Source organism: Nocardia transvalensis, assembly GCF_015477765.1.
Taxonomy (GTDB): Bacteria; Actinomycetota; Actinomycetes; order Mycobacteriales; family Mycobacteriaceae; genus Nocardia; species Nocardia transvalensis_A.
In genome coordinates, this window is the sequence record NZ_JADLQQ010000007.1 from 249,412 (window position 1) to 272,213 (window position 22,802).

Consider the following 22,802-nt stretch of genomic DNA (forward strand, 5'->3'; position numbering starts at 1 on the left):
CCGCGGCCTCATGCCGAGGGTCTGGGCAGTTCTCGGTCGCCGCCCCAGAGGCCGCGCACCAGCCGGTCGGTCAGGTCGTCGCCGAACATGCGGCGGCCCATCGCATTCGCCGGGTCACGCTCGGCGATATTGCGGCGGATCGCCAGATCCCGGGCCGCCAGGCGCGGCCGATCCTCGGCGGCAACGGGTTCGGCCTCGTCGACCCAGCCGAGCCACTGATCGACCCTGGCGTGCAGCAGATCCGCCACGGTGTCGAGATTCGGGCGGGTCGGGGGGAACGAATAGCAGTAGGCGGTGGGGGACAGGCTGGCCCGGATGAATCCGGTCCGGCTGGTGAACCAGGTGAAATCCGGGTGATCGGCCTTGAACGCCAGCCACGGTTCGTCGGCGTCGGCGTAGTAGCGGTCGTAGTAGTCGGCCTCGCCGATCAGGTCGGCCCGGGGGATCGCATCGACATAGAACCAGCCCTCCGGCCACAGCAGCAGTGCGCACCCCAGATGCGGCACCCGGATCTGCGGGCCCAGCCAGGCCGTCAGGTGCATATTGACGAAACCGGTGCGGGGATCGCCGATCCAGGAGTGCACCAGCCAGTCGATCTCCGGTCCGGAGTAGGCGGCCAACCGGCCCGATGGGCCCTGTTCGGGATCGCCGTAGGATTCCAGATCCTCGGTGGCCGGATCGCGCCGCAACTCGAAACGGTCGTCGATGCGGGTCTTCAGGGCGGCAAGCAACTGCTGCCACTCCTCGAAGGTATCGGTGACGTCGGCGCGGGCGGTGGCATCGACCATCTGCTCCACGTGCTGCACGGTTTCGCTCATCGGTGCTCCAGTTCTCCGGTCAAGGTTTCGCCCGCCGCTCGGGGACGGTCGGCGACCAGATCGGTACCCCTGGACACCGCGCGGTTCATCGCTTGGGACGGACGGACATCGGCGTGCACGCACGTCGCGCCGGGCGGGACGCCGGTACTGATCGGGTGACTGATCACGCCCGTGAACGGGCCCTGCCAGGCGGTCCACAGCGTGAAATCGGGGCTGAGGGCGTGCACCGCGCCGGTCAATCCACCGGTGGCGTCGAGCCCGGCCACCACCAGGTTGAGCCGGTTCTCCGCCGCCCGTTCCGGCAGGCCGAGCGCCGTCTCCCACGGTTCGGCCGGGCTGCAGCAGACCGCTGCCACGTCGGCGTCGGCCAGAGCCGCCAGCCGGAACGTCTCGGGAAACAGGGCGTCGTCACCCACCACGACGGCCAGCCGCCCCCACGGCAGAGCGAATACGGTGAGCCCGGTACCCAATTCCCGCAACCAGGGGTGACGTTCGGTGCGATGCAGCTGATCCTGCGACCCCGCGACACCCGCCGCGGTGACCAGCACGCCCGTGTGCCGCTCGCCGTCGCGGACGGTCAGTACCGCGTGCGCCGCCGAACCCTGCAGTGCGGCAACGATATCGGCGATCGGGACGGGGGCGAGTTCGGGCAGCACGATCAGCTGCGCTCCGGTGGCGACCGCCTCCTTCACCAGTCCGGCATCGGGGGCGACCACGGCGACGGGCACCGATTCCGCACCGGCGGCAGCCCGTCGGCGGGCGCGTTCGGCCAGCGGTCGATACAAGACCGGTCGGCGGGCGGCCAGCACATCGGTGCCGTCGGGCCGCCGTTTGTCGTCGGCGCGGGCGATATCGATGTCGGTGACCGTGATCGCCTCCCCGGTCGCGGGGGCCTTCGCGACGACGGTGCCGTCCGGGGCCACGATTCGGCTCTCCCCGGCACCGTGCAATCTGTTCGGCGACATGCCGAGTCGTGCGGCGATCTCCGGCAGCTGTGCGGCCGGCAGCAGCGGGCCGACCTTGTTCGCGGCCACCACCCACACCTTGTTCTCGGCCGCACGCACCGGAATGTGCAGGCTCGCCTCATCGGTGGCGAACGAATTGAGGCTGTTGAGCAGCACCTGCGCGCCGCGCACCGCCAGCGATCGGGGGACCTCGCAGATCACGCCCTCCATGCAGGCGTACATGCCGAGGCGCCCCACGGGCGTGGCGATGACCGGCGAGTCGGTGAGGCCCGGATCGAGATAGTCGTTCTCCGCGCCCATCAGGATCTGCTTGTCCGACTCACCCAGCAGGCGACCGTCCGGGCCGAACAGCAGGCCGGTGCCGGTCGTGCGCCCGTCCGAGCGGGCCAGTGTCACACCGATCTTGACGAACATGCGGTGGCGTCCGGCGCGTTCGGCGATCGCGGTGAGGAAGAAATCCCCGCTCCGGCAGGCCATTCTGTGCGCATGGGCGCGGTCGGCATACCACGATAGGTGATTACAGAACTCCGGCAGCACCAGTAGCTCGGCACCCGCCTCGGCGGCGGCGTCGATCAGTCGGAGGCAGGTCTCGAGATTGGCCTCGACATCGGTTCCCGCGGCGAGTTGCGCGGCCGCGACCCGGGGCATCGACTCGCCTCCTCACAGTCTGCGGCGCGTTTCGTACAACGAAACGTCGTTTCCAATAGTCGTGATTCTGTACCCCCGGGCGGCGATCTGTCCAGCGATCGCCGATATTTCATGCCGCTGTCGTGACGATCGGTGAATCCCGCGCATTGCCAGGTGGTTACGGCTCGTTTCGTCTTGACGGGGCCAGTGGGCGCGGGTTCAATAGGGCAACTGCGAAACTGTGTTTCCTATAGGGAAACATGCGCTGGAGGTGGTCATGGGCAACCGCGATGGTTCGGCCGTATCCGGCTGGGCGGCTGTCCTCGCCGGGGTTGCGGCGGGCCCGATGGCCGGGAGCGTGCTGGTACTGCTGACCAAGCCTCTGGCCGGGGAGTTCGGTGTGCCCAGCCCGGTGATGCGATACGTGATGCTGGCGGCGCTGGTGGTCGGTTGCGTGGGTGTGGCGGCCTGTCTTCGGTTGCCGCGCGGTATATCTCGCCTGGCATCCGGTACGTGCGTGGTCGTCGCGGGCGCGGGTCTCGCGATCGCCGGTGCGATGCCCGACGTGTGGTCATTCACCAGTGGTGTGCTGATCGCCGGTGCGGCGGCGGGTCCGTTATGGGTGGCCGGGCGTGCCCTCGTCGCGGTGCGGGCGGGTGGAGTCGGTGCGTGGTATGCGGCGGTGGCCGTGGGCGCGGCAGGAGGTGCCCTCGCCGCCGGTGCGTGGGCCCAAAAGCCGCGTACTGCACTGATTGTCATTGCCTGCGCGGTCCTGGTGGCGGGGGTGGTGTCCGTATCGGCAGGCGTGCGCGGGGTCCACTCCTGGACGGTGCCGCGACATTCTCGGCCCGGTCCCGCGGGGTTGCCACGGCCGATGCTGCTGGGCTATGTGGGTGCGGGACTCGCCCTCGGTGGCACCGTCTTTCCGGCACTGCACCTGTTGTTGTTTCGCTGGAACGTGCTCGACGACGAGCAGTGGCGGTGGCTGGCGATGGCCATCGCACCGGCCGCGGTGCTGGTCTTACCCCGGCGGACAGCCGAAGCCGTTGCGCCCCTGGCGATTCTGACGGCCGGGGGAGCGCTGCTGATCGCTACCGCGCCCGGCGTGTGGACCAGCGTGATCGGCTCGGCCGTGACTCTTACCGCCGCCACCCGACTGCTCGCGACCCTGGATGACGCCGCTCTCGGCGCGAATCCGATACCGAACGTGCGGATTTCGGCGGCCACGGCGTTGGCGACGGCGATCGGGGGCTTGGCCGGGCTCGGGGGAGCGGCGGCACTGGGTCTCTGGTTCGGTACCGGGACCGCCGTGACGCTGCTTGCGTTCCCGGTGCTCGCGTGCGCTCTGCCAGTCAGTCGAGCCGCCCGGATAGGCAATCGCCGTGCAGGTTCGACCGGAACTGTCGTTGCGGAGGTCGCATTGTGAAGGTAACCACCTACCGGCTCGCACCGATTCTGGCTTGCGCGACCGCCTTGCTGACCTCGGCCCCTGCCCTGGCGGTCCCGGAGAACACTGCCGCGTTGTCGGTCAGTGCGAGTAGCGACCTGCAGGACGGGCAGCGTATCACCGTGAACGGCAGCGGATTTCGTCCCGGGCTGGCAGCGGTCGCCGTGGGCCTGTGCCGCGAAGGATTCAGCAACGGCCTGACCGACTGCGATCTCGACGGCGGCGCCACCTTCGTCAATATCGACGACGACGGCACCTTCCCCGCCGTCACGCTCACCGCGCACCCGCGCTTCAAGTCGATCGACTGCCTGCGCCAGCGATGCGTGGTCGCGGCTGCGCCCCTGCCCGGCACCGAGCCCGCAGCGGTCATCGCCGCGAACTCCGCGGCCGTACCGGTGACTTTCGTCGGCTCGCAAGCGCCCGCAGCCACTACCGCGCCCCCGGCCACCGCATCCGCTCCGGCGAACGATACGGGCGGGCCGTCGACCGTGCTGTGGTCGGTGACCCTCGCGGTGCTGGTGCTCGTCGCCGGTGCCGCCCTCGCCGACCGTCGGCGTACCCGGTGACCGAAGTGAAAAACTCAGGAGGAAAACATGTTTCGCTCTATCCCGACGTCGGCGTGCGGATGATCACGATGAGACGCACAATCGCACGGACAGTCCTCGGCTGGGCCGGGGCGATCGCCCTCGTGACCGCCGCTCCGCTCGCCGCCGCCGCGCCGACCCTGCACCCCAGCACGACCGACGCCGTGAGCGTGGGGCAGGTCATCACGGTGACCCTCGATGGTCTGCCACCCAATCTGGCTCAGGTGGCCGTCGGACAATGCAAACCCCGGATAATGGCGCCAGGTGACTGCAATCTGACGGGGTCGGTGCTCGGAAACGCCGACGCCCAGGGGGTGTGGCGGTCGATGAGCGGCAATAACACGGTGACACTGGTGGCATCGGTTGGCGGGGTCGACTGCACCGCCGCTTCCGGGGCTTGCACACTCGCCGTGACCAGCCTCACCAACCCCGGCAACATTCTCACCTCGGTGCCGCTGACCTTCGCGAAGGCCGACGCGGTCACGAAAGCACCGGAAGTGGAAGCGAGTTCGAGCTCCGACGACTCCGGCAACACCGCTCTCGTGATCGGCATCGTGGTGGCCGCGCTGGTCGTGATCGGCGTGATCGTCGCGTGGCTCGTGCGTCGCCGGGGAGGAACACGATGACCCTCACGCACGTCGTGCTGATGAAATTTCACGACCGCGCCGACGCGAAGCAGGCCGCCGACCTGCTCGGCGGTCTGACCGACTCGGTGCCGCACATCCGTTCCCTGCACGTCGCCCTCGACGAACTCGGCACCGACGTGTCGTATGACCTGTGCCTGACCACGACCCACGACTCGGCCATGGAACTGACCGACTACCAACATCATCCGGCGCACCGGGAGGTCGCCGCGTGGTTGGTGCCGCGCCTGGCGGCGCGAGCCGTGGTGGATTACACGAGCGAGGCCGGCGCTCAGGCGGAGCCGGTGGGGTAGGCGCGGGCGGACATGCCCTGGCCGCCCGGGCGGAAGGCGGCCGGGGCATGGACGACGGTGGTCTGGAGGTATTCGCGCAGGCCCTCTTCGGCGTATTCGCGGCCGAAGCCGCTGCGCTTGGTTCCGCCGAAGGGGGCCCGCAGGCTCATACCGGTCCGGTTGTGGGTGTTGACGAAGGTGAAACCGGCCTCGAGGCGGGCGGCGAGGGCGAAGGCACGGTCCTCGTCGGCCGACCACACCGACGCAGCCAAGCCCAGGTCGCTGTCGTTGGCGCGAGCGACGGCGTCGTTCTCGTCGCGGTAGGTGAGCAGGGGCACGGCGGGGCCGAACTGCTCGCGGCGCACCAGATCCGCATCGTCGGGCAGATGCACCGCGAGCACCGGATCGACGAAATAGCCCTCCCCGCCGGGGCTGTTCGCCAACCGGATGATCCGTGCCCGGCGCCGGCGCGCGTCGGCGATCAGGGCCGACACCCGGTCCGCGGCGGCACGTGTCACCACCGGGCCCATCGTCACCGCCTCGTCGGTCGGATCGCCGACGGTCAGGATGCGCTGTGCGGCAGCGAGATAGGCCTCGATGAACTCCTCGGCGCGCCGGTGCGGCACGTACAGCCGTTTAGCCGCCATGCACACCTGACCCGAGGTGGCGAACGACGCGAGGACGAGCCGCTCGTAATCGGCGGGCATCAGCGCGAAATCGTCGAGGAAGACAGCGGGATCGTTACCGCCGAGCTCGAGCAGCACCGGCGTGATCGCTTGTCCCGCCGTCGCGGCGATACTCCCTCCGGCCTGCTCGCCGCCGGTGAAGGCGACCTTGCGGACCAGCGGATGGGAGACGAGCGCACGGACAGAGTCCGGTCCGCCGTGCATCACCGCCACCGCGGGCAGCAGCTGCGCGGCACGGGTCACCGCGAGCGGAGCCAGCGGAGAAGGCTTGAGCACCACGGTGTTTCCAGCGGCCAGGGCGGGTGCGAGCTTGAGCATCGACAGAATGATCGGCGCGTTCCACGGGGTGATGGCCGCGACTACACCGAACGGTCTCGGCGACAGCGCCATACGCCCGTGCCGGTCGTCGACGACGGTGCTCGCGCACACCTGCGGGGCGTGGTCGCAGACCCACCGCAGATACGTTGCCGCGAAGGCTATCTCACCGCGGCAGTCGGCCACCGGTTTGCCCGACTCCCGCGCGAGCAACACCGCCAGGTCGCCGCGCTCGGTATCCAGCGCATCCGCGGCGTCCAGCAGCGCGCGCAACCGCACGGCGATCGGCCGCGCCGACCAGTCACGAAACCACCCGTGCGCGGCCCGCACCACCTCGTCCACCTGTTCAGGCCCGGTTACCGGCACGCTCCCGACGATGTCGAGGGGGTGGGCGGGATTCTCCCGCTCGATCCGCGTCGTCGCAGTCATGATGTCGTCCGGAGTGAGTCGATGAGACAGGCGCGACGCAGATAGGCGCGGGCAGCGTCCGGGTCGGCGGCCAAGTGGCGCACTTGGTCTCGGAATTCGTCGGCGTTGCCCCGCAGGCGGGTGTAGTTGGCGTGGCTGGTGCGCTGAACGTGATCGACGGCCACCCGGCGGCGGTGCTCGGCGGCGGCGTCGAGCACGGATTCCGGTGCGCCGTCGAGGACATCGGCCAGCGCGGTCGCCAGGGCCACCGCGTCGTGGATGCCGCTGTTCATGCCGAGGCCGCCGAGCGGGTTGTTCACATGCGCCGCGTCGCCCATCAGCAGGACGCGGCCGATGCGGAATCGCTCGGTGACCCGCTGATGCACCCGGTAGAGGGTCGCGTGGCGCAGACGCCACGGCCTGCCGAGGCGGGCGACGGAGTCCAATCGGTTCGGCAGCCTGCGCAATTCGTCGTCGTCGGAGGTTCGGTCGGGTGTCGGGAGCAGTACGCGCCAGTGTTCGGGGGTGCGCAGCAGCACGAGCCATTCCGTGGGGTCGAACACGTAATTGATCGGGGCGATTCCGGGCAGGGCGGCGGTGAGGTCCTCGTCGACGGAGGCGACGAGGAATCGTTCGGGATACGTGCGGCCGTCGAATCCCGCGCCGATCGCGTGCCGCACCGCGGAATGGGCGCCATCGGCGGCGAGCAGCCACTCCGCTCGCACCGTGCCCCGCGACGTCCGCACGTCGATGCCGTCCGCGTCCGCCCGCACATCCTCGACTCGGTGCCCGAACCGCACCTCTGCGTGCTCGGGCAAGGTACTCAACAGAATCGGTGTGAGCTTGCTCTGCTCACATTGCACGCGATAGGGGAACGGGGTGTCCGCGGCGAGCACGCTCAGATCCAGGGTCGCGACCACCCCACCGCGGCGTTCGCGATATTGAAAGGTCGATGCCACGATTCCCCGGTCCAGCAGGGCCTGCAGCACGCCCAGCCGCTGCAGCATCTCCAACGTCGGGGGATGGAAGGTGGAGGCCCGCGATTCGCTCGCCAACTCGGCGCCCTGTTCCAGGACCGTCACTCCCACACCACGCCGGGCCAGGGTGAGCGCGGCGGTGAGCCCGACCGGTCCCGCACCGGCCACGATCACGTGCGTCATGAACCGTGCAGGGCGAACCGCCCCTCGACGCCGACCACCCGCGCCCCGGTGAAGAACCGCAATGTCTCCGCGGTTCCCTCCTCGCCGAGTCCGGACACCCCCCACGCCGGACGCGGCGTCATCATGTGCAGGCTCGTGACGGCGGACCCGTTCACCTTCACCTCACCGGCTCGAATGCGTTGTGCCACAGCCAGAGCCGCCTCTTCGTCGGTGCCGCACACATAGCCCTCGAGGCCGTAGGGGACGGCATTGGCCAGGTGGATAGCCTGCTCGACGGTCTCGTAGGCGACCACGCCCGCGACCGGGCCGAACATCTCCTCGGAGAGGTCATTCGCCAGCAGCGTGGGCGCGACATAGTTGCCGGATTCCGGTGTGGCACCGAAGGATCGATGCCCTGGCCCACATGCTGCGCGTACGGTGCGCGCGTGCCGGGAGTGGATCAGCGGCCCGAATTCCGTCTCCGGGTCCAGCGGTGGGCCCATCCGCAACGCTTCCAGCCGCCGACCGATCGCCGCGACCACTTCCATGGCCCGCCCGGCCGGTACCAGCAGCCTGCCCAGCGCCCGGCACCACTGCCCGTTGAGGGTGGTCAGCAGATCGGCGGCCATGTGCGCGGCGGTGTCGAGGTCGGCGTCGGGCAGCACGAGCAGCGGATTGTTGCCGCCCAACTCGAGCTGGCACGGGCGCAGCAGCGGCGCCGACACGGTCGCCACCGACCGGCCCCCGGCCAGCCCGCCGGTGAACGACACCGCCTTGATCCGCGGGTCGGACACCAGCTGGGCACCGGCCGCGGCCCCGCCCTGCACGAGCTGGAACATGCCCGGCGGCACCCGCTGCGCGACGACCTCGGCCAGCACGATCGCGCTGTGCGGCGCCAGCTCGCTCACCTTGAGAATCACCGGGCAGCCCGCGGCCAGCGCACTGGCGACCTTGTGCGCGGCCATCGGGGCGGGCGCATTCCACGGCACCAGGCACAGCGCCGGGCCCAGCGGCAGCCGATGCACCTGCACGCCCTCGCGATCCGCGCGCCGGGCACCGGCGCGAAGCTGCCCGGCCGCCAACCGGAACGACGCGGTCACGAGCGCGGCCAGCAGCCGGGTCTGGGTGATCGGCACGCCGGTGGCCGCGGCATCCAGAGCGGCGATCCGTTCCAGGTGCCCCTCCAGATCCTCGGCGATGCCGTCGAGAATGTCGGGCGCGACGTCACCGGATGCCCTGTCGGCCACCGCGATCGCCTCATCGATGCGACTCGAGGACGTGGCCATCGCCGCTGCCACCTCCGCGCCGGTGGCCGGATCCTCCAGCCGCACACCGAGATCTACCGTCGGTGTTCCCCACTGCCCGTCGACCAGATCGGCGAGACGGGGTAATTCGATACTCATCGGGCCGACTCCGGTGCGGTGGTGAACAATTCGTTGGCCTTCGCGTCGGTCACGATGCGGGCCACCTCCAGCATGCCGCGTTCGGCGGGAAAGGTCATCACCAGACCCATCGCCAGATCCCGCAGTGCCCGCCCGGCCACGCCGTTCATCGCCGCCGCCGACGTGCCACCGGCCTTGAACGCGGTGAGAGCGACCTGGAAACAGGCCTCGGTCACCGCGCCCTTACCGAGCCGCCACTGCGTGAACACCTCGTCCTTCGGTTTGATCGGCGGCTCGGCGGTCTCGATCGCGAGCTGATAGCGCAACCACAGATAGGCGGTGCGCAACTGCCGGGTCATCTCGCCGAGGAGCACCTGATGCACCGGCGAGGACGCGATCGGCCTGCCGGTGTCGGCGAATGTCTTCGTGGTCGTCGCGGCCAGGGTCTCGTCGTAGACGCGCTGCGCGCAGCCGGTGTAGACCGCGGCGATGGCCAGCTGATTGCCGACGAACGAGCCTCGGCTCATGCGCAACATCTTGGTGAAGGCGCCGGGAATCGTGAGCGCCTCGTCGTCGGGCACGAACACCTCCTCCAGGCGGATACCGTTATTCGCGGTGGCACGCATGCCCAGCCCGTCCCACGGTGCCCGCACGCTCACCCCGCGCACCTCCCGCGGCACGAAGAACGTCGCCAAACCCTCTGCCGTGTCGTAGTTTTCCAGCCGCGCCGAGGTCAGGTAGTAGTCGGCGACGCCGGTGGCGCAGCCGAAGGACTTCTCGCCCTGCAGGATCCAGCCGCCGTCGACCTTGCGGGCGGTGGTGGCGATGGTGATGTTGGCCTTCTCCGTCTTCACCGACTCCGAGGCGAAATTCGCCAGCCACGCCCCGCCCGCCATCCGGGTGAGCACCTTCTCCGCGAATGCGCGCACCGCCGGTACCTCGTCGTCGGTGAACAGCCCGGCATCGATGGCCTCCAACGGCAGCAGCCCGCGCGAGGCGCTGGTGTTGTGGAAGAAATAGGCCAACGCCGTGGACGGGCAGGCGGTGCCCATCGCGAAGGTGGCCGCGGCCAGGTCGCGCAACGTCCCGCCGAGCCCGCCGAATTTCTCCGGGACGACCAGGCCCAGCAGGCCCGCCTCGCGCAGCAAAGCCACGTGCGCGGGCGGGAAGGTGGCGGTGCGGTCGGCCTCCTCGGCCGCCGCCCGCAGTTGCGGTAGCACGGCCTCGACCCGTTCGGCCCGTTCGCGTTCGGCGTCGGTCATGTCCTCGACGAGCTGTTCACCGATCATCGGGCAATCCCCTCGTAATAGGTGCGGTCGTGATAAATGAGCGGGGCGGCCGGGCGCGGCGCGGCGGCCTCGCGGACCAGGCCCAGCACGATGGTGTGATCCCCGGCCGGGTAGCGGGCCGCGACCGCGCAGTCCAGCCAGGCCACCGCGTCGGCGAGAACCGGCGCACCGGTCCTTGCGCGATGCCAGCGGCCCAGTGCGAAACGGTTCGCGTCGCCGCCGCGGTCGGCGAAGCGGCGGCCGATCTCCTCCTGATCACAGCCGAGCACATTGACCGCGAAAACCCCGCTGGCCCTGACGAATCGGCCGGTCGTGCCCGTCGACAGCAGGCAGACCGAGACCAGTGGGGGATCCAGCGCCACACTGGTGAACGAACTCGCCGTCATGCCGTGGCGACCGCCGTCGGGTGTGGTCGTGGTCACCACGACCACACCCGAGGCCCACTGCGCCAACACCGTGCGGAGATGGTGCGCATCCACGGCCCACCTCCGTTTCGTTAGTGGAAACGCTGTTACGCACAAGGTAACGGCTATCCCCATTGCTTCGCAAGGGGATTCGGATGGTGGGGCAAGGGGGATTCGGGGGCGGGCCAGCGGGGATGGTGTTTCCCATCGGGAAATCCCCCGCCTACACTGGCCGCGTGCCCGAAACCGAATCCGACAGCCAGAGTCGCTCGATCGCCGCGGTCGAGCGGGCGATGGATGTGTTGCTGCTGTTCGGCCGCAGCGGCCGCCCCGATCTCGGCGTCACCGAGATCGCCACCGAACTCGGCATCACCAAGGCGGCGGTGCACCGCATCCTTACCGCGCTGCGCAGCCGGGATCTCATCGTCCTGGAGCCCACCACCCGCCGCTACGCGCTCGGGCACGCCGCCATCGCGCTGGGCCGCGCCTATCTGGCGCGCACCGATCTGCGGGTGATGGCGGCGCCGGAGCTGCGCCGGCTGGCCGCGGTGACGGGGGAGACCGCGACCCTGTCGATTCGCCGCGGCGATACCCGCATGTACGCGGATCAGGTTGTGCCGGACCAGGAATTGCGGATGGAGGTGGCGCTGGGGCAGCCGTATCCGCTGCATGCGGGCAGCTCCTCCAAGGCGATCCTGGCCTTCCTGCGCGCCGAGGAGGTCGACGATTATCTGGATCGCCACGAGCTGACCCCGCTCACCGACGCCACCATCACCAAGCCGCGCAAGTTGCGCACGGAGCTGAAGGCGATCCGTGAGCGCGGTTACGCGGTGTCGTTGGGGGAGAGGCAGATCGGGGCGGCCTCGATCGCGGCGCCGATTCTCGATCACGACGGCGGGGTGGTGGCGGCCATCAGTGTATGCGGGCCCCTGCCCCGGTTCGAGCCGCACATGCAGGAGTATGTGCCCATGCTGCTCAAGGCATCCGGCGCATTGTCGGCGCAATTGGGTTACACCGGTTGACGTCTCACAGGTCCGCTCCCGGTTTGAGCACCCCCAGTGCGGCGGCGGCCAGCACACTGCCCCAGATCACCCAGACGTAGGGCAGGCAGCCGTTCACGCTGCGCCGCAGCGTGTGTTCCATCCCGTCGTCGGAGTCGCCGGTCATCAGACGGCCGAAGGCAGGACCGAAGGGCCGCAAGGTTATTCGGATACCGAGCCCGGCCGCGATGGCGGCGCCATAGAGCAGAATCTTGCCGCCGAGCCACCGCGGGTCGGTGGTGACACCGAACGGTTCGGTGGCGACCAGCGCATAGAGTCCCGAGGCGGCCATCCCGGCGATCACCGCCAGCCGCACTGCCAGATCGGCGCGCGTCACCAGCGGGAACCGGCCGTGTGCACGATGCGCGACCACGGTGAGGGCCAGCCACACCGCCGCGAACACCCACACCAGCGCCACGAACCACCCGGGGAACAAGGCGATTCCGAACAGGTGTGCGCCGTGCGGCGCCAATGCCATCAGGGTCAGGCCGCTGGGCAGGAACAGCACCAGGCAGATCTTCGGCCCCAGGTCCAGCCCGCTCATGATGGCCAGCGCAGTGGACCGCGCGCCCGGAGTGAGTGCCGGATTGATGACGAACCTACTGGAGTAGAACACCCCGAGATCGCCGCCCAGCCAGAACACGAACAACACCAGATGCAGCAGGATCCACCAGCCGTGCGGGTGCGCGCCCATCCAAACCCCTTGTCTCGTTCGGGAATACGTGTCAGCTCAGTACGCGCAGCGCGGCGTCCAGGTCGAGCACATCGGCATATTTCGCACCCAGGTCGAGCAGATTGGCCGCGTGCAGGCGCGGGTCACGGTCGCCGCAGGCGTCGGCCACGACCACTGGCCGGAACCCGTGCTGGATGGCGTCGGTGGCGGTGGCGCGAACACAGCCGCTGGTGGTGAGCCCGGCCAGCAGCACGGTGTCGATTCGCTGAGCGGTCAGGGTGGCGGCCAGCGACGTGCCGTGGAAAGCGCTGGCGTACTGCTTGGTGACCACCACCTCGTCCGGTCGCGGCGCGGGGTCGGTGAGAAATGCGCCGAGCGGGTTGCCCTCCTCGAACACCCGCAGCGCGGGCACCTTGCGCCGGAACAGGCCGCCGTCGGTGGTGCCGGGGCGGTAACTCACGCGGGTGAACAGCACCGGACGTCCGCTCGCACGGGCCCGGGCGACCAGCCTCGCCGCCGCCCGCACCGCCCGCTCGACCGGTGCCCGTAGCGGCGAGCCGTCGGTGAGGTAGGCGGCGCAGATGTCGACTACGAGCACCGCGGGACGCTCGCCGACGCCGAGGTCGGCGGCGAAGCCGTGGGCGCGATAGTCCTCGGTCAGGTCGTGCACGCGAAACCCCTTCAGATGATGCCCTTTTCGGCTAGTCGAGCCAGTCGCGGTTCATCCAGACCGAGGAGGCCGCGATACACCTCGGCGGTGTGCTCGCCGAGCTCGGGGCCCGGGTGGCGCACGCTGCCGGGAGTCTCGCTCAGCTTGGGAAAGACGTTCTGCATGGGGATTTCGCCGAATTCGGGGTGGGCGAGCCGGATGATGGCGTCGCGGGCGGCGAAATGCGGGTCGGCGAACATGTCGCGCGCGGTGTAGATGCGGCCAGCGGGCACCCCGGCGGCGTGCAGCGCCGCCAGCAGCGGCTCGGCACCCTGGGATCTGGTCCAATCGGCGATGATGTCGTCGAGTTCGGCCATATTCTCCCCACGCGCGGGATGGGTGGCGAACCGTTCGGCGCCGGTCAGCTCGGGGCGGCCCATGGCGGTGGCCAGGCGGGCGAAGACGCTGTCCTGGTTGGCGGCTATGAGGATCATCTCGCCGTCGGCGGTCGGATACGCATTGCTGGGGGAGACGTTCGGCAGCACCGCGCCGGTGCGCTCGCGTTGGTATCCGGTCACGCCCCACTCCGGCAGCAGCGATTCCATCATCGCGAGCACCGCCTCGTAGATGGCCGAGTCCACAATCTGGCCGCGGCCGGTGCTGCGGCGATGGTGCAGGGCAGCCAGCGCGCCGATCGTCGCGAACACCGCCGCCAGCGAATCACCCAGGGAGATACCGGTTCTCGCGGGCGGATGCCGAGGATCGCCGGTGACATACCGGATTCCGCCCATCGCCTCCCCGATGGAGCCGTAACCCGCGCGAGGCGCGTATGGGCCGCTCTGGCCGTACCCGGTAACCCGCACCAGGATCAGGCCTTCGTTGTCGGCGCGCAGAGTGTCGTAGCCCAGGTCCCAGCGTTCCAGCGTGCCCGGGCGGAAATTCTCGACGACGATATCGGAGCGGGCGATGAGTGCGCGCGCCAGCCGCTGACCCTCGCCGTCGCGCAGATTGCAGGTCACCGATTTCTTGTTGCGCGCCACCACGGGCCACCAGAGTGAGCGGCCGTAGGGCTTCTCCCGTCCCCATTCGCGCATCGGGTCGCCCTGGCCGGGTGCCTCCAGTTTGATCACCTCGGCACCCAGGTCGCCCAGCAGTTGACCGCAGAACGGGCCCGCCAGCAGTTGGCCCATCTCGATCACCCGCAGACCCGTCAGCGGGCCTGTCGTCTCCTCGGTCATGGGGTGCACTCCATTCCGTGCCGACTTCGGTGCCGGGCCGCACCGGCCACCGCGAGAATGGATACAATGTATCCCAATGCGAAACGAGCAACAAGATCGCCCGGGCCCGAGGAGGATTCGTGAAGGTAGCGCTGGTCGAGGTCGCTCCCCGGGACGGCCTGCAGAACGAACCGGAGATCGTGCCCACCGATGTCAAGGTCGAATTGATCCGGCGCAGCATCGACGCCGGGATACGACGCATCGAGGCGGTGAGTTTCGTCAACCCGGCCAGGGTGCCGCAGATGGCCGACGCCGAGGCCGTGCTCGCCGCGGTCCCGCGCGGTCACGGCATCTCCTATGCGGGACTGGTTTTCACCGAGCGCGGACTGGATCGAGCGGTGGCGGCCGGGGTGGGCGAGATCAATGTGGTGGTGGTGTCCACCGATACCCTCAGCCGCCGCAACCAGGGATGTACCACGGCGGAGGGCGTCGCGCGCTGGGCGGCGCTGGCCGAACGGGGTGCCGCGGCCGGATTGTGGCGCACGGTCACGATCGCGGCGGCATTCGGCTGTCCCTTCGAGGGCGAGGTGCCCGAGCAGCGGGTGGTCGACCTGGTGCAGCGTGTGGCCGCCGCGGCGCCCGACGAGATCGCCCTGGCGGACACCATCGGTGTCGGCACCCCCGACCGAGTGCGGCGTCTGGTTGCCGCGATTCGCGCCGCGGCGCCGAAGGCGTTGGTGCGCTGTCATTTCCACAACACCCGTAACACCGGCTACGCGAACGCCCTCGCCGCCCTGGACGCGGGCGCGCACGTGCTGGATGCCAGCACCGGCGGCATCGGCGGCTGCCCGTTCGCTCCGGCGGCCACCGGCAATATCGCCACCGAGGACCTGCTCTATGCCCTCGACCGGATGGGTGTCACGACGGGTGTGGACCTCGCGCGCGTGATCGAGACGGGCCGGTGGCTGGGTGCCATGCTGGGCAAGCAGGTGCCCGCGCTGCTCGGTCGCGCGGGTGTCTTTCCTGCCGCACCGGTCGGTACGTGACCGTATCGACACCGCAGGATGTTTACCCGCGCGCAACGTTGTTCGTGGTGGCGTGCCGGAGAGGGGTGAGCAGCGGGTCGAGGGTGTCCAGTGCGGCCAAGTCCGCGACGGTGTCGGCGAGGGCATCGGCCCGGTCAGGTTCGAGATGCCCTGCGACGTTGAGGCGGAACTTGGTCGCGAGTTCCTCGGTGGAGAGGGGATTGCCGGGGCCGCCGCGGTTTTCGTCGACGCGTTCGGTTATCGTGTGGCCGTCGTGGAGGCGGGCGGTGAGCACGGCGGGGAACTGGTGCGGAAAGAGGCTGTCGCAGTGCGGGTCCGGGACGCAGCGCACCATGGCGGCCAGTCGTAGGCGCTGGGGATCGCGCGCGGCCCGGTCGGTGAAGTCCTCGTGGAATACTCCGAGCCCGCCGCCCCCCGAGAGCGCGGCGGCGATCGTATAAGGGCCCGAAAACGCCGCGTGGTAACCGGACTCGGGATTCGCCTTGGCCGCGGCCGGTTCGGCGATCGTGCGGAGCGCGGCAGTCGGCGCACCCAGTTCCAGCTCGGCGATGTCGTCCGGGCCGATGCCGCGCGCCCGCAATCGCAAGGCGGCGTCGATCCCCGCGTGCGTGAAGTGATTGCAGGGATACGGTTTGAAGAAGATCTTGGGCAGCTCCCAGTCCACTGCGAGTCCTTCGGTGACGGCGCCGATGTGGCCGCGCTCGCCGCAGAAGGCTTGCAGCAGACCGAATCTGCCCTCGATGGCCGTCGGTGGCCCGGTGAGCCCGGCGCGGGCCAACCCGGCGGCGGTGACGGCGGCATGGGCGGCCCACCCGCAATGCACCCGTTTGACCGTGCCGCCGGTGCGATTGGCCTCGAGCAGGCCCGAGCCCATACTCGCGGCGATCGCCATGGCGTGGGCGGTCCCGGTGGCGTCCAGCCCGGAGAGCAGGGCTGCCGCCGCCGCGCCGCCGACGGCCCCGCAGATGGCGGTGGCGTGCAGGCCGCGTTCGAAGAACACCGAATTCCTCAGCGCCGCATCGTAACCGGCCATGCCGAGCCGGACCGTGATCTCGATTCCGACGCCGACGGCATCGAGCAGGGCCGCGCCATCGGCCCGGCGGGCCTCGGCGACGGCCAGGGCCGCCGGAACCACCGAGGCGGACGGGTGCAGCACCGAGGGGAGATGGGTGTCGTCGAAGTCCAAGGCGTGCGCCAGGGTTCCGCCCAGCAGCGCCGCATTCGGGGCGGGCACGCGAGCCGGTGAGCCGAACGCGGTGGCCTGTTCTCGCCCGCCCCATTCGCTCAGCAACGTCCGGACCGCGGTGGCGGGTGCCAGATCCAGCGCGGCGATGCTGTTGCCGAGCACATCCAATACCCGCCGTGCCGCATCCGTCCGCAGTTCGGTGCCGATGCCGCGGGCGCGGGCCGTCTCGGCGAATGCGGCCAGGCGCCCGACCACTGTCGGCCCGCTCATCGGCTCACCGCCGCGACCGGCCGCACCGGCGATCCGGTGGCGCCGACTATCCGCAGCGGCGCCAGCACGAAGACGAATTCCGTCGTCCCGGATTCGGACAGCTCGTCCAGCGCCAGATGTTCGAGGATGTGGATACCCGATTCCACCAGCAACACCCGATGCACCGGCAGCACCCGGTGCCCGGCCCCCGGCGAAATGCATTCGTAGGCGGTTGTATCCGCTCCGGTCGCGCGGATGTCCTGAGCGGCAAGCCACTTCGCCGCGTCGACTCCGATCCCCGGGACGCCGTACTCCTGGCCGAGGTAGGCTCCGGCATCGCCGAACCGACGGGCCCACCCGGTACGGATCAGCACCACATCGCCCGGTTCGACTGTCACACCGGCCGACTGCGCCGCGCGCCGCAGATCCTCCACGGTGATCTCGTAACCGCCCGGCAGCACATCGACACCGTGCACCCGCGCGACATCCAGCAGCACACCGCGACAGAGGAGGGCGGGCAGGTGCTCGGCGCCGTGCGCGGTGAACGCACCGCCGCGCTGTGCCCGGTAGGCGTCCACACCGCCGTGCAGCCGCCCGTCCTGACTGACATGGCTGAGCGCGTCGATATGGGTGCCGACATGCCCGCCGGTGACGATGACCTCGTTGGCCGCCGACCCGCCGTCCGGGCGCACCGCATCGCCGTGCCGGCGCGCCAAGGTCATGCGAAAGCCGGGATGGTTCGGCGAGCACGGCATTCCGGTGAAGAAGGGCTGGCCCAATTCGATCAGCCGCACCCCGGCCCGCACCGCCGCCAGCAACGGGTCGCTCATCGCACCACTCCCGCCGCCCGCAGCTCGGCCAGATCGACCTCGCCGACGCCATAGCGCCCCAGCACCTCCGCGGTATGGGCGCCCAGCGGGGGACCGGCCCAGCGGATCCGGCCCGGCGTTTCGGACATCCGGAACAGCACGTTCTGCATGCGCACCTGTCCCAGCTCGTCGTCGGGCACCGCGGCGATCGTGCCCAGTGCTTGATATTGGGGATCGGCGAAGATATCGGCGGCGGTGTAGATCGGCGCCACCGCCGCCTCGGCCTTGTCGAATTCGCGCACCACCTCGTCGGTTCCGCGCGCGGCGATCCACCCGGCCACCGCGCCGTCGAGTTCGTCGGCGTGCGCGGCCCGGCCGGTGCCGGTGGCGAACCACGGCTCGTCGATCAGCTCCGGCCGCCCGACCAGCTGCATCACCCGGGCCGCAATGGATTCGGCGCTGGTCGACACCGCCACCCAGCCACCGTCGCCGGTGCGGTACACATTGCGCGGCGCATTGTTCGACGACCGATTGCCCAGCCGCTGCGGCAGCTCGCCCAGCTGGTCATAGGCGATCAGATGCGGACCCAGCAGGGTCAGAATCGGCTCGATGATCGCCAGATCCAGTTGCTGTCCCACCCCGTCGCGCTCGCGCGCCCGCAGCGCCGCCACGATTGCGAAGGCCGTCGTCAGCGCCGCCACGCCGTCGGCCAGGCCGAACGGCGGCAGCGTCGGCGGGCCGTCCGGTTCGCCGGTCATCGCTGCGAACCCGCTCATCGCCTCGGCGAGCGTGCCGAAGCCCGGCCGCCGCGCATACGGTCCGGTCTGGCCGAAACCTGTGACCCGGGCCAGTATCAGGCGCGGATTCACCTCGCGCAGAACGGGGTAACCCAGCCCCCAGCGCTCGAGTGTGCCCGGCCGGAAGTTCTCGATCACCACGTCGGCATCGGCCGCCATGCGCCGGAAGATCTGCTGCCCCTGCGGGTCGCCCAGATACAGGGTGACAGATTTCTTGTTGCGGCCCAGCATCTTCCACCACAGCCCGGTCCCATCGCGGTGTGGTCCGTGGCCGCGTGCCGGATCGCCGCGCGGATGCTCGACCTTGATGACCTCGGCGCCGAAATCGGCGAGCAGGGTGGCCGCCAGTGGCCCGGCGAACAATGTCGCCGCATCCAGCACCCGGATACCGGCCAGCGCATCGGTCATGGCGCAACTCCTTCTCACCCTGGTCGTTTCTCTGAACGAAACACTGTGGCGGGGCTATACGTTGACTATCAGCGCATCCTACTGCGAGGATCGCAGAATTGGTTGAAGTTGTTTCGCACAGAGAAACTGGGGAAGCCATGGTGGCGACCGACCTGCTGATCCGGAATGCCCGCGTGGTGCGACCCGAGGGAGGTTCGGCCGACCCGGCCGATATCGCCCTGGCCGACGGCGCCATCGTGGCAGTGGGGCCGAACCTCTCGGCGCCCGGTGCACGAGTGGTGGACGCCGAGGGCCTGCTGGCCTTTCCGGGTGTGGTTGATGCCCATCAGCATTGGGGTATCTACCACGACCTCGGTGATGACACCGAGAGCGAGAGCCGCGCCTGTGCGCAGGGCGGGGTCACCACGTCGCTGACCTATATGCGGACCGGCCGCTACTACCTCGATCGGGGCGGACCGTATCGGGATTTCGTGCCGGAGGTGCTCGAGCGGATGCGCGGGCGCGCCTACATCGATCACGCGCTGCATCTGGCGCCGATGACCGCCGGACATATCGAGGAAATTCCTTATCTCGTCGAGGAATTCGGCATCACCTCGTTCAAGATCTTCATGTTCTACGGCGGGCACGGGCTGCACGGACGGTCTGCGGATCAGTCCGACTTCCTCATGCTGCCGCCGGGTGAGCGCTACGATCTGGCGCATTTCGAATTCGTCATGCGCGGCGTGCAGCGCGCCCGGGAACGCTACGGCCCAGGCATCTCGCTGTCGCTGCACTGTGAGACCGCCGAGATCATGGCCGCCTACACGGCCCTGGTGGAGCGGGATCGGACACTGACGGGGCTGCGCGCCTACAGCGCCTCGCGGCCACCGCATTCGGAGGGCTTGGCGATCACCATCGCCGCCTACCTCGCTCACGAGACCGGGCTGCCCGCGATCAATCTGCTGCACCTGTCATCGGCCAAGGCGGTGTCGGCGGCGCTGACGATGGCACGAGCGTTCCCGCACATCGACTTTCGGCGCGAGGTGACCATCGGCCACCTGCTCGCCGATGTCGACACCGCGCACGGCCTCGGCGGCAAGGTGAATCCGCCGTTGCGCGAGCGCGCCGATGTGGAGGCCCTATGGGGTCACCTCGTGGCCGGTGAGATCGACTGGGTGGTCAGCGATCACGCATGCTGCCGCGAGGAGCAGAAGTTCGGGACCGATCGCGAGGATGTCTTCGCCGCCAGGTCCGGCTTCGGTGGTGCCGAGTACCTGCTGCCCGGCCTGGTCGGCGCGGCCCGCACCCGCGGTCTGGCGCTGTCTCGGATCGCGGCTCTCACCTCCCGGAATCCGGCCCGCCGCTACGGGCTGGCGACCAAGGGGGATATCGCGCCCGGCTACGACGCCGACATCGTGCTGGTCGACCCCGACGCGCACTGGACAGTGCGCGCCGCCGATTCCGAATCCGCCCAGGAATACAGCCCGTTCGAGGGCTTCGAGATGACCGCCCGGGTCACCGACGTATTCCTCCGCGGCCGTCGGATCCTGCGCTCGGGCAAGATCGACGCCCCACCACTCGGCCGCTACCTGCGCCGCCGGCCGGTCATGCCGACACCATAGGTAGTCGGGTCGAGGTGAGTTGGGTGAGGACGCAGACCCACTTGCCGTCCCGTTGGACGAAGACGTCGGTGGTCCATTCCTCGGCGTCATGTCGTCGACCGGCGTAGTGCGCGGTGTTGGTGACACGGGCGGTGCAGACCGCGGTGTCGCCGTAGATGCGGATGCGTGGCTCGCCGATTCGGGCCATGGCGGAGTGGGTGAGCGTACCCGCGCGGACCAGGTCGAGAAACTCCGAGCCCGGGGAGATGCCGCGGTCGGTGACGAAAACCCAATCGTCGGAGACGAACTCGGCCAGGGCGTCGGCGTCGTTGGCGACGATGGCGGCCGCCCACTCGTCACTTCTGCGGATGATCTCGCGTTCGACGGCCTCGTTGCGGCCCGCGGCGGTCGGTGGGGGAGGCATGAGGTCCATGCTACGAATGTTCGGGTGCCGACCGCGGTGGTGTCGACGGTTTGTTCAGCCGGTGCAGGATCGGCTCCACGACGCGGGCGGCGATGGGGCCCAGTGCGGCCATCAGGAGCACGTACGTGGTCGTCAGGGCAGAGAATTCGCTGGATACCGCGCCCGTGGTGACGGCGAGTCCGGCGATCACGATGGAGAATTCACCGCGGGCGACCAGGGCGGCGCCTGCCCGGGCGCGGCCGAAGCGCGGCACCGCGGCGCGGGCGGCGGCCCACCAGCCGGTGCCGATCTTGGTGGCGGTGGTCACCGCGGCCAGCACACACGCCCAGCCCAGCACCGGGGGGATGGCGGCGGGATCGGTGCGCAGGCCGAACAGGACGAAGAACATCGCCGCGAACAGATCGCGCAACGGTTCGAGAATTTTGGTGGCATCCTTGGCTGTCGACCCGGAGATCGCGATGCCGAGCAGGAACGCTCCGACGGCGGCCGACACCTGCACCGCGGAGGCGAATCCCGCGACGAGCAGCGCCGAGCCCAGCAGTTTGAGCAGGAAGACCTCCCGGTCGTCGCTGGCCACGACCGCGGAAACGTAACTGCCGCACCGCAAGGCGACGACGAGGACGACGGTGACGGCGGTCAGGGCGATGGCGAAGGTCTGCAGTCCGGTCAGGAGGCTGAGACCGGCGAGCACCGCGGTGAGCACGGGCAGATAGCCGGCCATGACGAGGTCCTCGAAGACCAGGATGGACAGGATCACCGGGGTTTCGCGGTTCCCGAGCCTGCCGAGCTCGTTGAGTACCTTCGCCACGATCCCGGAGGAGGAGATGTAGGTGACCCCGGCCATGGCGATGACGCCGGGGAACCGCCAGCCGAGCGCGAGCGCCACGAGCGCGCCGGGCGTAGCGTTCAGCACGATGTCGACCAGGCCCGCAGGCCAGGAGCGGCGCATGCCGGTGACCAATTCGGCGGCACTGTATTCCAGGCCGAGCAGCAGCAACAGCAGCACCACGCCGATCTCGCTGGCCAGGTGAATGAATTCGTCGACATGATGCAGTTCGACCAGTCCGCCGGTGCCGAAAACCAACCCGCCCAGGAGATACAGCGGAATTGGTGACATTCCGATCCGGGCGGCGATCCGCCCCAGCACACCCAGGCCGAAAAAAACCGCGCCCAGCTGAATCAGCGCGAGCGCGGTGGCGTTGATCTCCATGCGATCAGCCGTTTGTCAATATCTCGGCCGCCGCGTCCAGCCCCTCGGCCGTGCCGACGATCACCAGCAGATCACCGGCGGTGAGCGTGAAATCGGGCCCCGGCGACGGGTGTACATGGCCCGCGCGCATCACCGCGACGATGGATGCCTTTGTGCGCGTTCGCATTTCGGTCTCGCCGAGCTGCCGCCCGTCGTACGGTGAGCCCCGCACGACCGGGAACTGCCGAGTGTTCACCCCTTCCAAATCGCGATGCGCGTCGCGCAACTGGGCCACGAGTTGCGGTGCGCCCAGCAGATTCGCCAGTACCGCCGCTTCCTCCGCGGTCAGGGCCAGCTGGTCGGTGACGTCCGGATTTCCCACCTTGCTCACGATCAGGTCGATCGTGCCGTCGCGGCGATCGATGACGCCGATCCGGCGACGACCACTCTTGATCGAAAAGTCTTTGCGCACACCGATACCCGGCAATGGCGTCACCTCAACGTACACTCCACCAGCGTAGCTTCGCCCCGGCTGGCGAGCCGCCGATAGAATGA

General features: G+C 69.4%; 23 protein-coding genes. 7 read left to right on the forward strand and 16 right to left on the reverse strand.

All coding sequences use genetic code 11. From position 1 onward, the window contains the following. Positions 1-8 precede the first annotated feature (8 nt). Together IU452_RS21945 and IU452_RS21950 are read right to left on the reverse strand one after the other, a co-directional pair. The gene (locus IU452_RS21945; RefSeq protein ID WP_195111002.1) at positions 9-818 is read right to left on the reverse strand and encodes an oxidoreductase; all 810 of its coding nucleotides are present in this window, start codon (positions 816-818) and stop codon (positions 9-11) included. After that, entirely contained in the window at positions 815-2,431 is a 1,617-nt protein-coding gene (locus tag IU452_RS21950; RefSeq protein WP_195111003.1) for a nitrilase-related carbon-nitrogen hydrolase, read from the reverse strand. Before IU452_RS21950 ends, IU452_RS21945 begins: the two co-directional genes overlap by 4 nt. A 256-nt stretch (positions 2,432-2,687) precedes the next feature. Between IU452_RS21950 and IU452_RS21955 the strand changes: the two genes are divergently transcribed. The 4 genes from IU452_RS21955 (at position 2,688) to IU452_RS21970 (ending at position 5,378) form a co-directional block, all read left to right on the forward strand. Then, positions 2,688-3,836 (forward strand): hypothetical protein, encoded by a 1,149-nt coding sequence (locus IU452_RS21955; RefSeq protein ID WP_195111004.1) that lies wholly within the window; start codon positions 2,688-2,690, stop codon positions 3,834-3,836. Next, complete coding sequence (locus tag IU452_RS21960; RefSeq protein ID WP_195111005.1) at positions 3,833-4,423, forward strand: neocarzinostatin apoprotein domain-containing protein; 591 nt, start codon at positions 3,833-3,835, stop codon at positions 4,421-4,423. The genes IU452_RS21955 and IU452_RS21960 overlap by 4 nt, the downstream gene beginning before the upstream one ends. A 68-nt stretch (positions 4,424-4,491) precedes the next feature. Beyond that, positions 4,492-5,067, forward strand: a complete 576-nt coding sequence (locus IU452_RS21965; RefSeq protein ID WP_195111006.1) for a neocarzinostatin apoprotein domain-containing protein — start codon at positions 4,492-4,494, stop codon at positions 5,065-5,067. Further along, positions 5,064-5,378, forward strand: a complete 315-nt coding sequence (locus IU452_RS21970) for a Dabb family protein (RefSeq protein WP_195111007.1) — start codon at positions 5,064-5,066, stop codon at positions 5,376-5,378. Before IU452_RS21965 ends, IU452_RS21970 begins: the two co-directional genes overlap by 4 nt. On the opposite strand, the gene IU452_RS21975 is transcribed toward IU452_RS21970, so the two are convergent. Genes IU452_RS21975 through IU452_RS21995 form a run of 5 tightly spaced genes read right to left on the reverse strand, consistent with a single transcriptional unit; the run spans position 5,357 to position 11,055 of the window. Continuing rightward, entirely contained in the window at positions 5,357-6,787 is a 1,431-nt protein-coding gene (locus tag IU452_RS21975; RefSeq protein WP_195111008.1) for an aldehyde dehydrogenase family protein, read from the reverse strand. The two genes, IU452_RS21970 and IU452_RS21975, sit on opposite strands and share 22 nt — an antisense overlap. After that, positions 6,784-7,926: an FAD-dependent oxidoreductase gene (locus IU452_RS21980; RefSeq protein WP_195111009.1), complete on the reverse strand. Its 1,143-nt coding sequence runs from the start codon at positions 7,924-7,926 to the stop codon at positions 6,784-6,786. Before IU452_RS21980 ends, IU452_RS21975 begins: the two co-directional genes overlap by 4 nt. Further along, on the reverse strand, positions 7,923-9,308 hold the full coding sequence (locus tag IU452_RS21985; RefSeq protein WP_195111010.1) for an aldehyde dehydrogenase family protein: 1,386 nt from the start codon (positions 9,306-9,308) through the stop codon (positions 7,923-7,925). The genes IU452_RS21980 and IU452_RS21985 overlap by 4 nt, the downstream gene beginning before the upstream one ends. Continuing rightward, on the reverse strand, positions 9,305-10,576 hold the full coding sequence (locus tag IU452_RS21990; protein ID WP_228818514.1) for an acyl-CoA dehydrogenase family protein: 1,272 nt from the start codon (positions 10,574-10,576) through the stop codon (positions 9,305-9,307). The genes IU452_RS21985 and IU452_RS21990 overlap by 4 nt, the downstream gene beginning before the upstream one ends. After that, positions 10,573-11,055 carry a flavin reductase family protein gene (locus tag IU452_RS21995; RefSeq protein ID WP_195111011.1) on the reverse strand — a complete coding sequence of 161 codons (483 nt, stop codon included), beginning with the start codon at positions 11,053-11,055 and terminating at the stop codon, positions 10,573-10,575. The genes IU452_RS21990 and IU452_RS21995 overlap by 4 nt, the downstream gene beginning before the upstream one ends. A 161-nt stretch (positions 11,056-11,216) precedes the next feature. On the opposite strand from IU452_RS21995, the gene IU452_RS22000 reads away from it, so the two are divergent. After that, complete coding sequence (locus IU452_RS22000) at positions 11,217-12,002, forward strand: IclR family transcriptional regulator (RefSeq protein WP_324192746.1); 786 nt, start codon at positions 11,217-11,219, stop codon at positions 12,000-12,002. A 4-nt stretch (positions 12,003-12,006) separates the two neighbouring features. On the opposite strand, the gene IU452_RS22005 is transcribed toward IU452_RS22000, so the two are convergent. Genes IU452_RS22005 through IU452_RS22015 form a run of 3 tightly spaced genes read right to left on the reverse strand, consistent with a single transcriptional unit; the run spans position 12,007 to position 14,580 of the window. After that, complete coding sequence (locus tag IU452_RS22005; RefSeq protein ID WP_195111012.1) at positions 12,007-12,714, reverse strand: hypothetical protein; 708 nt, start codon at positions 12,712-12,714, stop codon at positions 12,007-12,009. Positions 12,715-12,745: 31 nt separating this feature from the next. After that, entirely contained in the window at positions 12,746-13,363 is a 618-nt protein-coding gene (locus IU452_RS22010) for an isochorismatase family protein (RefSeq protein ID WP_195111013.1), read from the reverse strand. A gap of 11 nt (positions 13,364-13,374) precedes the next feature. Continuing rightward, positions 13,375-14,580, reverse strand: coding sequence for a CaiB/BaiF CoA transferase family protein (locus IU452_RS22015; protein ID WP_195111014.1), 1,206 nt, complete (start codon positions 14,578-14,580; stop codon positions 13,375-13,377). A 119-nt stretch (positions 14,581-14,699) separates the two neighbouring features. On the opposite strand from IU452_RS22015, the gene IU452_RS22020 reads away from it, so the two are divergent. Beyond that, complete coding sequence (locus tag IU452_RS22020; RefSeq protein ID WP_195111015.1) at positions 14,700-15,605, forward strand: hydroxymethylglutaryl-CoA lyase; 906 nt, start codon at positions 14,700-14,702, stop codon at positions 15,603-15,605. Positions 15,606-15,627: 22 nt separating this feature from the next. On the opposite strand, the gene IU452_RS22025 is transcribed toward IU452_RS22020, so the two are convergent. The 3 genes from IU452_RS22025 to IU452_RS22035 are packed head-to-tail and all read right to left on the reverse strand — an operon-like array spanning position 15,628 to position 19,054. Then, positions 15,628-17,061 (reverse strand): MmgE/PrpD family protein, encoded by a 1,434-nt coding sequence (locus IU452_RS22025; RefSeq protein WP_195111016.1) that lies wholly within the window; start codon positions 17,059-17,061, stop codon positions 15,628-15,630. Further along, the gene (locus tag IU452_RS22030; RefSeq protein ID WP_195111017.1) at positions 17,058-17,870 is read right to left on the reverse strand and encodes a cyclase family protein; all 813 of its coding nucleotides are present in this window, start codon (positions 17,868-17,870) and stop codon (positions 17,058-17,060) included. Before IU452_RS22030 ends, IU452_RS22025 begins: the two co-directional genes overlap by 4 nt. Continuing rightward, the gene (locus IU452_RS22035) at positions 17,867-19,054 is read right to left on the reverse strand and encodes a CaiB/BaiF CoA transferase family protein (RefSeq protein ID WP_195111018.1); all 1,188 of its coding nucleotides are present in this window, start codon (positions 19,052-19,054) and stop codon (positions 17,867-17,869) included. The genes IU452_RS22030 and IU452_RS22035 overlap by 4 nt, the downstream gene beginning before the upstream one ends. Before the next feature lie 137 nt (positions 19,055-19,191). On the opposite strand from IU452_RS22035, the gene IU452_RS22040 reads away from it, so the two are divergent. After that, positions 19,192-20,655 (forward strand): dihydroorotase, encoded by a 1,464-nt coding sequence (locus IU452_RS22040; protein WP_195111019.1) that lies wholly within the window; start codon positions 19,192-19,194, stop codon positions 20,653-20,655. On the opposite strand, the gene IU452_RS22045 is transcribed toward IU452_RS22040, so the two are convergent. Genes IU452_RS22045 through IU452_RS22055 form a run of 3 tightly spaced genes read right to left on the reverse strand, consistent with a single transcriptional unit; the run spans position 20,639 to position 22,755 of the window. After that, positions 20,639-21,058, reverse strand: coding sequence for a nuclear transport factor 2 family protein (locus tag IU452_RS22045; protein WP_228818515.1), 420 nt, complete (start codon positions 21,056-21,058; stop codon positions 20,639-20,641). The two genes, IU452_RS22040 and IU452_RS22045, sit on opposite strands and share 17 nt — an antisense overlap. Positions 21,059-21,068: 10 nt before the next feature. Further along, positions 21,069-22,268 (reverse strand): cation:proton antiporter, encoded by a 1,200-nt coding sequence (locus tag IU452_RS22050; protein ID WP_228818516.1) that lies wholly within the window; start codon positions 22,266-22,268, stop codon positions 21,069-21,071. Between the two features lie 4 nt (positions 22,269-22,272). Beyond that, positions 22,273-22,755: a cation:proton antiporter regulatory subunit gene (locus IU452_RS22055; RefSeq protein ID WP_324192782.1), complete on the reverse strand. Its 483-nt coding sequence runs from the start codon at positions 22,753-22,755 to the stop codon at positions 22,273-22,275. Positions 22,756-22,802 lie beyond the last annotated feature (47 nt).

Excerpts from the sequence above, each read along its gene's own strand:
- IU452_RS21980 (WP_195111009.1), bottom strand. The coding sequence starts at position 7,926 with ATGACGCACGTGATCGTGGCCGGTGCGGGACCGGTCGGGCTCACCGCC.
- IU452_RS21945 (WP_195111002.1), bottom strand. The coding sequence starts at position 818 with ATGAGCGAAACCGTGCAGCACGTGGAGCAGATGGTCGATGCCACCGCC.
- IU452_RS22015 (WP_195111014.1), bottom strand. The coding sequence starts at position 14,580 with ATGACCGAGGAGACGACAGGCCCGCTGACGGGTCTGCGGGTGATCGAG.
- IU452_RS22005 (WP_195111012.1), bottom strand. The coding sequence starts at position 12,714 with ATGGGCGCGCACCCGCACGGCTGGTGGATCCTGCTGCATCTGGTGTTG.
- IU452_RS21985 (WP_195111010.1), bottom strand. The coding sequence starts at position 9,308 with ATGAGTATCGAATTACCCCGTCTCGCCGATCTGGTCGACGGGCAGTGG.
- IU452_RS22050 (WP_228818516.1), bottom strand. The coding sequence starts at position 22,268 with ATGGAGATCAACGCCACCGCGCTCGCGCTGATTCAGCTGGGCGCGGTT.
- IU452_RS22025 (WP_195111016.1), bottom strand. The coding sequence starts at position 17,061 with ATGAGCGGGCCGACAGTGGTCGGGCGCCTGGCCGCATTCGCCGAGACG.
- IU452_RS21970 (WP_195111007.1), top strand. The coding sequence starts at position 5,064 with ATGACCCTCACGCACGTCGTGCTGATGAAATTTCACGACCGCGCCGAC.
- IU452_RS21950 (WP_195111003.1), bottom strand. The coding sequence starts at position 2,431 with ATGCCCCGGGTCGCGGCCGCGCAACTCGCCGCGGGAACCGATGTCGAG.
- IU452_RS22030 (WP_195111017.1), bottom strand. The coding sequence starts at position 17,870 with ATGAGCGACCCGTTGCTGGCGGCGGTGCGGGCCGGGGTGCGGCTGATC.
- IU452_RS21990 (WP_228818514.1), bottom strand. The coding sequence starts at position 10,576 with ATGATCGGTGAACAGCTCGTCGAGGACATGACCGACGCCGAACGCGAA.
- IU452_RS22045 (WP_228818515.1), bottom strand. The coding sequence starts at position 21,058 with ATGCCTCCCCCACCGACCGCCGCGGGCCGCAACGAGGCCGTCGAACGC.
- IU452_RS22035 (WP_195111018.1), bottom strand. The coding sequence starts at position 19,054 with ATGACCGATGCGCTGGCCGGTATCCGGGTGCTGGATGCGGCGACATTG.
- IU452_RS22040 (WP_195111019.1), top strand. The coding sequence starts at position 19,192 with ATGGTGGCGACCGACCTGCTGATCCGGAATGCCCGCGTGGTGCGACCC.
- IU452_RS21955 (WP_195111004.1), top strand. The coding sequence starts at position 2,688 with ATGGGCAACCGCGATGGTTCGGCCGTATCCGGCTGGGCGGCTGTCCTC.
- IU452_RS21975 (WP_195111008.1), bottom strand. The coding sequence starts at position 6,787 with ATGACTGCGACGACGCGGATCGAGCGGGAGAATCCCGCCCACCCCCTC.
- IU452_RS21965 (WP_195111006.1), top strand. The coding sequence starts at position 4,492 with ATGAGACGCACAATCGCACGGACAGTCCTCGGCTGGGCCGGGGCGATC.